The sequence below is a fragment of the Archangium sp. genome (assembly GCF_036388035.1).
Classification (GTDB): Bacteria; Myxococcota; Myxococcia; order Myxococcales; family Myxococcaceae; genus Archangium.
This window is the reverse complement of the sequence record NZ_DASVSO010000819.1, coordinates 1-11193: the sequence shown is the minus strand read 5'-3', so window position 1 is coordinate 11193 and position 11193 is coordinate 1. Positions and strand designations below refer to the sequence as shown.

Here is an 11193-nt window from a genome sequence, read left to right as displayed (position 1 = left end):
CGGGGCTGTAGTCCCCTCGCGTAGCCCCCTGTAGCACGAAGAGGCTGCCCGGTTCGTCCGGGCAGCCTCTTTGCTTTGGGCCCCGCTTCAGCGCGAGCGCCCTACGCCCACTCGATCGTCGCCGGCGGCTTGGAGGAGATGTCGGAGACGACGCGGTTGATGCCGCGCACCTCGTTGGTGATGCGCGAGGAGATGCGCTCGATCACCTCGTACGGCAGCCGCGCCCAGTCCGCCGTCATGCCATCCACGCTCGTCACCGCGCGCAGCACGCAGGTGGACTCGTAGGTGCGCTCGTCGCCCATCACCCCCACGCTCTGCACCGGCAGCAACACCGCGAAGGCCTGCCACAGCTCCTTGTACAGCCCCGCGACCCGGATCTCCTGCTGCACGATCGCATCCGCGCGCCGCACCAGCTCCAGCCGCTCCTCGGTGATCTCCCCCAGCACCCGGATCGCCAGGCCCGGCCCCGGGAACGGCTGCCTCGACACCATCTCGTCCGGCAGTCCCAGCTCGCGGCCCAGTACGCGCACCTCGTCCTTGAAGAGCTCGCGCAGCGGCTCCACCAGCTTGAGGTTCATCTTCTCCGGCAGCCCGCCCACGTTGTGGTGGCTCTTGATGGTGACGGACGGGCCCTTGTACGAGACGGACTCGATCACGTCCGGGTACAGCGTGCCCTGCGCCAGGAACTCCGCGCCCTGCACCCCGCGCGAGGCCTCCTCGAACACCGCGATGAACTCGCGGCCGATCGTCTTCCGCTTCTTCTCCGGATCCGTGACGCCGGCGAGCTCCTTCAGGAAGCGCGCCCGCGCATCCACCGTCTTCAGCGGCACGTGGAACCGATCCACGAAGAGCGCCTCCACCTGCGCCCGCTCGTCCTGACGCAACAGGCCGTTGTCCACGAAGATGCACTGCAGTCGCGGGCCGATCGCCCGGTGCAACAGCAGCGCCGCCACCGAGCTGTCCACACCTCCCGACAGGCCGCAGATGACCCGGCCATGCTCACCAACCTGCCGACGGATCGCCTCCTCGGCCTCCTGGATGAAGCCCTTCATCGTCCAGCTCCCGCTCACCTTGCAGTCGGTGAACAGGAAGGCGCGCAGCATCTCCTTGCCCATGGGGGTGTGCACCACCTCGGGGTGGAACTGCAGGCCGTAGATGGGCTTGCTCTTGTGCGCCGTCGCCGCGAAGGGCGAGTTGCCGCTGCGGCCAATGGCCTCGAAGTCCGGCGGCAGCGCCTCCACCCGGTCCCCGTGGCTCATCAACACCTTCACCCGGTCCCCGAGCACGAAGGCCGCCAGGGGCCCGCGCGGCGCCAACACCTCCACCTCGGCGGAGCCGTACTCGCGGTGCGCCGAGCGGTCCACTCGCCCGCCCAGCAGCTTGGAGAGCAGCTGCAGGCCGTAGCAGATGCCCAGCACGGGCAGCCCCGCCTCGAAGACGTAGGCATCACACCGCGGCGAGCCCGGCGCCTCCACCGAGGCCGGCCCTCCCGAGAGGATGATGCCCCGAGGGGCGAAGCGGCGGATCTCCTCCGCCGACAGGTCCGGGCGGTGGATCTCGCAATACACCCCGAGCTCGCGCACACGGCGAGCGATGAGCTGCGTGTACTGGCTCCCGAAATCGAGAATCAGGATCTTCTCAGCGTGGATGTCCACGGGGTCTCCAAGAGGGGGGCGCGTTGACGGATGCGGCCCTTACCGCTACAAACTTTCGGAAATCAACCAATAAGTCCGCCCCCCAGAGGTTCCAAAGGATGCGCCGCCTGCTCGCCGCTGCCACCGCCCTGTCGTTGTCCACCATCGGCTGCGTGAAGGAGATCTCCTCGGAGGAGCGCCTGGATCGTGAGACCCAGTACGCGACGGCGAAGGACACGCCGGACGCCGCCACGCTGGCCCGACTCAACTGCTCCGACACGGACGAGCCGCTCAACCAGGCGCGCAACGTCAACCGCCCGGAGACCGACCGGGTGATGAGCTACATCGACCTCTACACCTCGCTCATGAAGCGCACCGCCACCTTCGAGGAGGCGATGACGCGCAACCCGGACCTGCACTACACCGAGGGGAGCCAGCAGTTCGTGGCCGCCAAGGAGACGTGCATCCAGCAGACGGCGGACGTGCGGGTGGAGTTCGAGACCTACGTGCGCGAGCTGGTGGACGTGCCCACCGTGCAGGAGATCAAGGGCGGCAACACCGTCACGGTGGCCCGACTGGACTTCAACACCCTGCGTCAGGCCATCGACACGCTCGCCCTGGACGACAAGGAGTCCCTCGTCAACCGGGTGGGCAACGCGGAGAAGAAGGTGTCGCCCGTCACCAGCGACGAGCCGCCCGCCGCCGCCTCCGGCAAGAAGCGCGGCAAGTAGGCGGAGCGCCTGCCTCGCCGCGCCCCGGCGCCCTACTCCACCCGGTAGTTGGGCGCCTCTTCGGTGATGATCACATCGTGCACGTGGCTCTCCTTGAGCCCAGCCGAGGTGATCCGCACGAACTGCGCCTTGGTGCGCAGATCCTCGATGGTGGGGCAGCCCACGTAGCCCATGCCGCTGCGCAGCCCGCCCAGCATCTGGTGGATGTTCATGCCCAGGCTGCCCTTGTAGGGCACGCGGCCTTCAATCCCCTCGGGCACCAGCTTCACCGCCTCCACGTCCGACTGGAAGTAGCGATCCTTGGCGCCCTGCTTCATCGCGCCCATGGAGCCCATGCCGCGGTAGCTCTTGTAGCTGCGGCCCTGGTAGAGGATGACCTCGCCCGGCGCCTCCTCGGTGCCCGCGAAGAGCGAGCCGATCATCACCGTGCTCGCCCCGGCGGCCAGCGCCTTGACGATGTCGCCGGAGTACTTGATGCCGCCGTCGGCGATGATGGGCACGCCGTGCTTGTCCGCCTCGCGCGAGCAGTCGTCGATGGCGGTGAGCTGGGGCACGCCCACCCCCGCCACCACGCGCGTGGTGCAGATGGAGCCGGGGCCGATGCCCACCTTCACCGCGTCCACGCCGGCCTCGATGAGCGCCCGGGTGGCGGCCGCGGTGGCCACGTTGCCGGCGATCAGCTCGAAGCCCCGGAAGTTCTTCCGCGTGTCGCGCACCGCGTCAATCACGCCCGTGGAGTGGCCGTGGGCGGTGTCGATGACGATCACATCCACGCCGGCCTTCACCAGCGCGTCGATGCGGGCCTCGCGATCCGCCGAGGCGCCGATGGCGGCGGCGCACAGCAGCCGGCCCTTGGCGTCCTTGGCCGCGTTGGGCCGCGTCCGGCGCTTCTCCATGTCCTTGATGGTGATGAGGCCCCTCAGCTCGAACTGCTCATCCACGATGAGCAGCTTCTCGATGCGGTGCTCGTGCAGGAGCTGCTGGGCCTCCGTCTGGCCGATGCCCTCGCGGCCGGTGACGAGCTTGCGCGTCATCACCGCCTCCACCTTCTGGCCCAGGTCCGTGACGAAGCGCACGTCGCGGCTGGTGACGATGCCCACCAGCTTGCGGCCCTGCACCACGGGGATGCCGGAGATGTTGTACTGGCGCATCAGCTCGATGGCGCGGGCCAGCGGCACCTGCGGCTCCACGGTGATGGGGTCCACCACCATCCCGCTCTCGAACTTCTTCACCTTCATGACCTCGAGCGCCTGCTGCTCGGGCGTCATGTTCTTGTGGATGACGCCGATGCCGCCCTCCTGCGCCATGGCGATGGCGGTACGGGCCTCGGTCACGGTGTCCATGGCCGCGGACAGCAGGGGGATGTTGAGCCGCAGGTTGCGGGTCAACCGGGTGGTGAGGTCGGCGTCCCTCGGCAGGACGGAGCTCTCGGCCGGCTGGAGGAGCACATCGTCAAAGGTCAGCGCGAGCCGGACGTCGGAGGTCAGCAAAGGGGGGCTCCCGGGAGCAGCGGGTCATGCCCGCAGTGAAGCCGCTTCCATAAGGGGTGCGGACAGGGGGCGCAACGATCAAAACCGCCTCCTGTCCGCCCGTTCCCCTGGTGTGCAGGCGAATGGTGCTAGGATTCCCGGCCTCCCCCCTGGGGGGGTTGCAACGGGGCCGGCCTTTGACGCACCCACAGAACACAGCCATGGGAGAAGCCAACGGGTTGGTCGTCAAGCTGCCCTTCGCGACCCCCGAGGAGTTCCTGGCGAAGTACGGAGCCAACGTGACTCGCGGAGGCATCTACCTCCGCTCGAAGTCGGTGAAGCCTCCCGGCACGCCAGTGAACCTGGACCTCAAGCTCGCCGATGGCTCCCGCCTCATCCACGCCACGGCGGTCGTCCATTTCGTCACCGGCCAGGCGGGCCAGGGCATCTCCGGCATGGGGCTCCGCTTCCTCAGCGTGGACCCGGCCACCTCGCAGTTCCTCGACGCCTCCGTGGCTCCCCTGCCCCACGGTCAATCCGCCGAGCCGCCCCTCCCGGCGGGCGTAGGGCCGGCGGACTACTCGGTCCCCACGGCGCCGCAGCCCTTGGCGGAAGCGCCGTTCCCGTCCCCTGCCTTCACCCCCCACCCCGGGACGGTGCCCACCGCCCGACCGCCGCCGGCGCTCACCCCGACGGAGGCCTCCGCCCTCCCCGTGGCGCCTCGGGCTCCAGCGGCGGTCTCGGCCCGCCCCGCTCCCGTCCCCGGGCCGGCGCCGAGGATCTCCTCGCCCGCCATCCCCGTCGTCCCGAGCGCCCCCGCCTTCGAGGCCCCCACCGAGGAGCCCAAGCGGACCGGACCCGTCATCGGCATCGACCTGGGGACGACCAACTCCTGCGCCGGCTACGTGCGCAACGGCAAGCCGGCCGTCCTCTTCAGCCGCGAGGGGCACAACACCGTCCCCTCCATCCTCGCCCTCAATACCCGGGGCAAGCTGGTGGTCGGCCACCCCGCCAAGGGGCAGATGCTCACCAACCCCCGCCAGACGGTCTACGGCGCCAAGCGGCTGGTAGGTCGCCTCTACGAGTCCCCCATCGTCCAGCAGATCAAGGACCGCTTCGCCTACGAGATCGCCCCCGGTGACAACGGTGAGGCGGCGGTGAAGCTCGGGGACCGCGTCTACTCGCTCCAGCAGATCTCCGCGCTCATCCTGCGCGAGGTGCGCGAGGTGGCCCAGAACCAGCTCGGCCAGCCCGTCTCGCGCGCCGTCATCACCGTCCCCGCCTACTACAACGACAACCAGCGCCAGGCCGTGCGCGAGGCCGGACGGCTCGCCGGGCTCTACGTGGAGCGCATCCTCAACGAGCCCACCGCCGCCGCGCTCGCCTACGGCTTCGGCCGCAAGCTCAAGCAGCGCGTGCTCGTCTACGACCTCGGCGGCGGCACCTTCGACGCCTCCGTGCTCGAGCTCAACGACACCCTCTACGAGGTCGTCTCCACCGGCGGCGACACCTTCCTGGGCGGCATCGACTTCGACAACGCCATCGTCAGCTACCTCCTGGAGGAGTTCCACAAGCAGACCGGCCTCACCTTCCAGGGCGACCGGGTGGCCATGCAGCGCATCCACGACGCGGCCGAGCGCGCCAAGTGCGCCCTCTCGGAGCGCTCGGAGATGCGCGTCCACGTGGCCTTCATCACGATGATCGACGGCAAGCCGTTCGATCTCGACGTCTCCCTGACGCGCGAGAAGCTCGTCCAGCTCACCGAGGAGCTCGTCAACCGCACCCTCCAGGTCTGCGCCGACGTGTGCGATGCCAAGGGGCTCACCCCCAAGGACATCGATGAGATCATCCTCGTGGGGGGACAGAGCCGCTTCCCGCTCGTCCACGAGAAGATCTCCTGGTTCTTCGGCAAGGCCCCCACCAAGAACGTCCACCCGGACGAGGCGGTGGCGCTCGGCGCCGCGCTCCTGGCGCACAGCCTGGGACAACAGTCCGAGGGGCCGCAGCAGAACGAGGGCGTGGTGCTCGTCGACGTGCTGCCCATGGCCATCGGCGTGGGCCTGCCGGGGGGGCGCTTCAAGCCCGTGCTCGAGCGCAACGCGAAGCTGCCCGCCACCAAGAGCTACCAGATCTCCACCGCCCGCGATGATCAGCAGGAGCTCGACTTGATCGTCCTCCAGGGCGACTCGGATCGCGCGGGGGAGAACGAGTACCTGGGCACGCTGAAGCTCACCGGGCTGCCCCCGGGGCCTCGCGGCTCGGTGAAGGTGTCCGTCACCTTCGAGGTGGACAGCGAGGGCATCCTCAAGGTGCTCGCGCGCGAGAACACCAGCGGCGCCGAGGTGATGAGCGTCTTCAGCACCCGCGACCCGCTCGAGGACGTGAAGACGCACCCGGCGCACCCGGAGGTTGCGGCCGGGCGTCCGCACCCGGTGCCGACTCCCGCGCGCTCGTCGGGCTCCACGCCCGCGGTCACGGCGTCCGGGACTCCGCAGCGGCACGCCGCCGCCGCACACGTCCCCCTGCCCCTGCTGGCCGCGACCGCCCGGGATGTGGCTCCGGGTGGACTGGTGGGGTGGTTGAAGCGGATCCTCGGACGCGCGTGAGCCGGAAGTGGGGCCTTGGGGCCCGCTCCTTCCGGCTCGGGACTGCTCTCAGTCGCGGACCTGCAGGCGATCCGTGCCGACCGGCTTCTCCGCCAGCTCGAACACGGGAGCCGCGGCCGGCTGAACCTCGGCCGAGCCCGTCAGCAGGTGGGCGGCCACCGGCGAGGCATTCGCCGCCGCCTTGAGCGCCGCGGCCCGCAGGGCCGCCAGGCGCTTGCGCCACAGGAAGAAGGCGAGGCCTCCCACCGCGAGGACGCCCACCACCACGAGCTGGCCCTCCTTCATGCGGCCGATGGCGTAGTCCAGCTTGTCGCCGAACGCGAAGCCGAGCCACACGAAGAAAGGCGCGGACAGGATCGCCGCCAGGCCATCCCAGAAGATGAAGCGCCAGTAGGACATGCGCGCGGAGCCGGCGGTGAAGTACGTCACCGCGCGAACCCCGGGCAGGAAGCGGGCGATCATCACGATCTTCTGCCCGTGCAGGGCGAACATCCCCTCCACGCGCGCGCGCTTCTCCGGGGTGACGACCTTGGCCAGGAAGCCGGTGGGCGAACGGCCCACCTGCGAGCCGAACCGCCGACCCGCGTAATAAATGAGGCTGTCGCCGACCAGGATGCCCGCGAAGCCGACCACCATCATCGCCGGCAGACTGGCCGCTCCCTTGTGGGCGAGAAACCCACCCAGGATGAGCGAGATGTCCTCCGGCAGCGGGACTCCGAGCCCACACGCCACCAGCACACCAAAGACGGTGAGGTAGGCGAGGAAGCCTTGGGTATTGCCCAGCAGATTGGTGAGGAATTCTTGCACGCTCGTCTCTCGGTCTCGTTCACTTCCGTGGAGGCTTCGCGGGATTATCCGCGCCGGGCCCCCAGCGCCCACGCATCAACCGGGCACGCGTCGTCAAAACTCCGAGCCACGTTCCGCACTCCGAAATACCTCCCGTGGCGGGCTGACTCATAATCATGGGCAGCCTCCACTGCTCGGAGCGCGAGCGCCCCGACGAGGGGTCGCGCTTCGCCGCGCACACCCCGCCCCACTGGCCAGCGTGTGCTCGTTCGCTCGCATTGTCGGCAAGCTAGCAGAAGCGCCAGGGGCAGGGCCTCAAGTCTTTCCCACGAGCGACTTCATGGCCTCGCGGTTGTCGCGGACCTTCTGGCCGAAGTGGGTGACGATCCCCATCAGCAGCTTCATGCAGGCCTGGGGCTTCTGGGCGGTCAGCTTCTGGAAGTCCGCGTGACGGATCTCCACGGCGGTGACGTCGGTGGCGGCGGTGGCGGTACACAGCCGCTCACCTTTCTGCAGGAGGGCCATCTCGCCCAGGGACTCACCCGCGCCCACATCCCCCAGGGCCACGTCCTCGCCCGCGGGGTTGCGCGCACTCAGGCGCACCTTGCCGTCACTGATGATGAAGAGGGACTCGCCAGGACGGTTCTCCTGGAAGAGGGTCGACCCCTTGGGGAACGCTCGAGGCACCCCGATGGCGGCGAAAATCTGGATGCCGACATCGGTGAAGTCCTTGAAGAGCGAGCACGCCTTGAGTGAGGCAGCGACCTCCATGAGGTGTGCTCCTAACACGCACGCCCCCGCCCGTCACGTTAACGGCTGGCGCGATGGTCGGCGGCCGTACGGACGTAGTGCTTCGCGGACTCGAGGAGGAAGGAGCGCTCCTCGTCGGTGAGGGGCCGCTTCACCTTGCCGGGAGAGCCCACCACGAGCGAGCCCGGGGGGACTTTGGTGCCCGGGGTGAGCAGCGTGCCGGCGCCGATGATGCAGTCGTCGCCAATCTCCACGTCGTCCATGACGATGGCGCCCATGCCCACCAGCACGCGGTTGCCCACCCGGCACCCGTGCAGCACCACGTGGTGCCCCACCGTGACGTCGTCGCCGAGGGAGGTGCCGAAGCGGTTGCTGGTGACGTGGATCATCGTGAGGTCCTGGATGTTGGTCCTCTGGCCGATGCGGATGGCGTTCACGTCCCCGCGCAGCACCGAGTTGAACCACACCGAGGAGTCCTCCCCCAGCTCCACGTCGCCGATGACCTGGGCCGAGTCCTCGACGAAGCAGCTCGGGTGGACGCGCGGGGACTGGTCTTTGAAACGTCTCAGGGCCATGGGCGCTCCCGGGCGGACAGACTCAGGCGACGACGCACGAGAGCTCGGGCTGGGGGGCCTCGGCGGCGGGCATCACCGTGGGCAGGCTCAGCACCGCCGTCTGCTTGCCGGAGAGCTGGTTGGGCGTGGCGCTCTCCACCAGCACCTTCACGAAGGCCCCCGCCGGCGCGTCGCCGTCGAAGTTCACCGTGCGGTTCTCCGGCGTGCGGCCGAAGCGCTTGAGCGGGTTGTAGCGCGAGGGCCCTTCCACCAGCACCTCCACCTCCTGCCCCACCTGCTCCTGGGTGAGCTCGCCGCTGATGCGCCGCTGGATCTTCTGCAGGCGCTCCAGCCGCTCGATCTTCACCTCGTGCGGCACCAGGCCCCACTCGTTCTCCTTGAGCGCCGCGCCCGTCTTGGGCCGGGGGCTGTAGATGAACGAGAACTGGTTGTCGTAGCGGACCTTCTCCGTCAGCTCCAGCGTGAGGGCGAAGTCCTCCTCCGTCTCCCCCGGGAAGCCCACGATGATGTCCGTGGTGACGGCGATGTTGGGGCGCGCCGCGCGCAGCTTCTCCAGCCGCTCGAGGTACTCGACCACGGTGTAGTCGCGCCGCATCCGCTTGAGCACCGGGTTGGAGCCGCTCTGCACCGGCAGGTGGAAGTGCGGCATGATCTTCGGCTGCACCCGGAAGGCCTCGATGAGCTCGTCGGAGAGGTCGTGCGGGTGGCTCGTGGTGAAGCGCACGCGCTCGATGCCCGGCACCTCGGCGGTGCGCAGCAGCAGCTGGGCGAAGTTGATGCCGCCCCGGTACGAGTTCACGTTCTGCCCGATGAGCGTCACCTCGCGCACGCCCACCTTGGCCAGGTCCGCCACCTCGGCGAGCACCTCGGGGAAGGCCCGGCTCACCTCGCGGCCGCGGGTGTGCGGCACCACGCAGAAGGCGCAGACGTTGTCGCAGCCCTTCATCACCGTGACGAACTCGGACACCTTGCCGCGGCTCGTCTCGGGGTCGGCGCGCGGGAAGACGTACTCCTCGGAGTCCACCCAGGCCGTCTCCACCACGCGCTCGCGCTCGCCCTGCACGCGGCCGATGATCTCCGGCAGCTTGGCGATGGAGTCCGGGCCGAAGACGAAGTCCAGGTAGGGCACCTTCTTGAGGAGCTTGTCCTTCTCCTGCTGCGCCACGCACCCGCCCACGCCGAGCAGGGTGCCCCGGGCGAGCTTCACGGTGCGGTAGCGGCCCAGGGCGGAGAGCATCTTGTCCTCGGCCTTCTCGCGGATGGAGCAGGTGTTGAGGATGATGAGGTCCGCCTCCTCCGGAACCGGAGTGGGCCGGTATTCGAGCTTGCCGAGCACCTCGCTCATGCGGAGCGAGTCGTTGACGTTCATCTGGCAGCCGAAGGTGTGGATGAAGTAGCGCTTCATGGGTCTTTCCGTACGGAGAACGGGCCCTTATCCGATGGGCCCCGGCGGATTGCAACCACCCGGCGAGCGGGCGGGCGGGCGCCTCACGCCCGGCTGAGTGCCTTCTGCATCCGGGCGTGGAGGTCGACGAGCCGCTCCTCGTGCTCGTTGAGGAGGTCGATCGTCTCCTGGCTGTAGCGCCGGGCGAGGGATTCCAGGTCCTCGACGCGAGCCATCTCCTCGCGGGCCCGGCGGGCCTTCTCGGTGGAGACGGAGTCGGTCTGCTGCTCCAGCTCGGCCAGCCGGGTGCGCAGCTTGCGGGCCGTCCAGCGCTTGCCGGCATAGGCGCGCAGCAGGGCGAGGCCCTGATCCACCTTCTTCATCTCCAGGCCGGAGGCCTCGAGGCCCAGCTCGTGCGCGGCCCCGAGGGCGTCGTGCCCGGCCGAGGACTGCTCGGCATGGGCGAGGAAGGTCTCCTGGTAGCGCAGGAGGGACTGGAGCTCGTCCGGGGTGAGGGCCTGGGCGGAGAGCCGGAGCGTGCGCGCGTCGGCCGCCTCCATGCCAGCCTCCATGCCAGCGGACGGCGCGGTGTCGAGATCATCGAACAGGGAACGGGACATGGGCGTGCCTTTCAGGCGGGGACGAGCTGCTCCGCGATGCGGGACAGGTCGGCCACGGAGTTGACCACCACGGTCTGGTGGCATTGCTTCGAATAGGTGAGCATCTCGCTGTCGCCGAAGCCCCAGTTGCCGCGCTCCTCGGGGCAGATCCACAGGAGCCGCTTGCACTTCTGCTTCAGGTCCTTGAGGGCCCAGGCGTTGTTGGCGTTGTAGTTGTTGCGGCCGTCCCCGATGATCATCACCGTGGTGCGGCGGGTGATGCTGCCGAGCTGGTTGCGGGAGAACGAGGCCAGCGCGCGGCCATAGTTGGAGTTGGCCGTGAGCGAGACGGCCTCGCCCATGGTGGCCAGGTCGATCGCCCGGTCCACGTCCTGCTCCTTGAAGTGCTGCGTCACCTCGCCCACGTCCGAGACGAAGACGAAGGAGCGCACGCGCACGAAGAGCGACTGCAGCGTGTAGGTGAAGAGGAGCATCATCCGCGACGCGTTGCGCACCGAGTCGGACACGTCACAGAGGACGACGACCTCGGGGCGCTCGGGGCGGCGGGCACGGAACACGGGCACCATGGGCACCCCACCCCACGGCAGGTTGCGGCGCAGGGTGCGGCGCACGTTGAGAATCCCCTTCCGCTTCGAGCG

General features: G+C 69.1%; 10 protein-coding genes. 2 read left to right on the top strand and 8 right to left on the bottom strand.

Annotated features, from left to right (window positions below; all coding sequences use genetic code 11):
• Positions 1-101 precede the first annotated feature (101 nt).
• Complete coding sequence (gene guaA, locus VF697_RS33850) at positions 102-1655, bottom strand: glutamine-hydrolyzing GMP synthase (protein ID WP_331101521.1); 1554 nt, start codon at positions 1653-1655, stop codon at positions 102-104.
• Positions 1656-1753: 98 nt separating this feature from the next.
• Here guaA and VF697_RS33845 point away from each other — a divergent pair, with 98 nt between their 5' ends.
• Entirely contained in the window at positions 1754-2365 is a 612-nt protein-coding gene (locus VF697_RS33845) for a hypothetical protein (protein WP_331101519.1), read from the top strand.
• A 32-nt stretch (positions 2366-2397) separates the two neighbouring features.
• Here VF697_RS33845 and guaB read toward each other — a convergent pair whose 3' ends face one another.
• The gene (gene guaB, locus VF697_RS33840; RefSeq protein WP_331101517.1) at positions 2398-3855 is read right to left on the bottom strand and encodes an IMP dehydrogenase; all 1458 of its coding nucleotides are present in this window, start codon (positions 3853-3855) and stop codon (positions 2398-2400) included.
• A gap of 200 nt (positions 3856-4055) precedes the next feature.
• On the opposite strand from guaB, the gene VF697_RS33835 reads away from it, so the two are divergent.
• The gene (locus VF697_RS33835) at positions 4056-6440 is read left to right on the top strand and encodes a TIGR02266 family protein (protein ID WP_331101516.1); all 2385 of its coding nucleotides are present in this window, start codon (positions 4056-4058) and stop codon (positions 6438-6440) included.
• 48 nt (positions 6441-6488) lie between these two features.
• On the opposite strand, the gene VF697_RS33830 is transcribed toward VF697_RS33835, so the two are convergent.
• The 6 genes from VF697_RS33830 to VF697_RS33805 form a co-directional block, all read right to left on the bottom strand.
• On the bottom strand, positions 6489-7247 hold the full coding sequence (locus VF697_RS33830) for a DedA family protein (RefSeq protein WP_331101514.1): 759 nt from the start codon (positions 7245-7247) through the stop codon (positions 6489-6491).
• Positions 7248-7541: 294 nt separating this feature from the next.
• Positions 7542-7997: a cyclic nucleotide-binding domain-containing protein gene (locus VF697_RS33825; RefSeq protein ID WP_331101512.1), complete on the bottom strand. Its 456-nt coding sequence runs from the start codon at positions 7995-7997 to the stop codon at positions 7542-7544.
• Positions 7998-8035: 38 nt separating this feature from the next.
• Complete coding sequence (locus VF697_RS33820; RefSeq protein WP_331101510.1) at positions 8036-8551, bottom strand: gamma carbonic anhydrase family protein; 516 nt, start codon at positions 8549-8551, stop codon at positions 8036-8038.
• Positions 8552-8573: 22 nt separating this feature from the next.
• Positions 8574-9956 (bottom strand): tRNA (N6-isopentenyl adenosine(37)-C2)-methylthiotransferase MiaB, encoded by a 1383-nt coding sequence (miaB, locus tag VF697_RS33815; protein WP_331101508.1) that lies wholly within the window; start codon positions 9954-9956, stop codon positions 8574-8576.
• 83 nt (positions 9957-10039) lie between these two features.
• Positions 10040-10555 carry a hypothetical protein gene (locus VF697_RS33810; protein WP_331101506.1) on the bottom strand — a complete coding sequence of 172 codons (516 nt, stop codon included), beginning with the start codon at positions 10553-10555 and terminating at the stop codon, positions 10040-10042.
• Positions 10556-10566: 11 nt separating this feature from the next.
• Positions 10567-11193, bottom strand: a 627-nt coding sequence (locus VF697_RS33805; RefSeq protein ID WP_331101504.1) for a VWA domain-containing protein, incomplete at its 5' end; no start/stop codon positions are given.

Bases quoted from the DNA above. Each gene is read 5' to 3' on its own strand.
- VF697_RS33835 (WP_331101516.1), top strand. From the start codon at position 4,056: ATGGGAGAAGCCAACGGGTTGGTCGTCAAGCTGCCCTTCGCGACCCCC.
- VF697_RS33810 (WP_331101506.1), bottom strand. From the start codon at position 10,555: ATGTCCCGTTCCCTGTTCGATGATCTCGACACCGCGCCGTCCGCTGGC.
- miaB (WP_331101508.1), bottom strand. From the start codon at position 9,956: ATGAAGCGCTACTTCATCCACACCTTCGGCTGCCAGATGAACGTCAAC.
- VF697_RS33825 (WP_331101512.1), bottom strand. From the start codon at position 7,997: ATGGAGGTCGCTGCCTCACTCAAGGCGTGCTCGCTCTTCAAGGACTTC.
- VF697_RS33845 (WP_331101519.1), top strand. From the start codon at position 1,754: ATGCGCCGCCTGCTCGCCGCTGCCACCGCCCTGTCGTTGTCCACCATC.
- VF697_RS33820 (WP_331101510.1), bottom strand. From the start codon at position 8,551: ATGGCCCTGAGACGTTTCAAAGACCAGTCCCCGCGCGTCCACCCGAGC.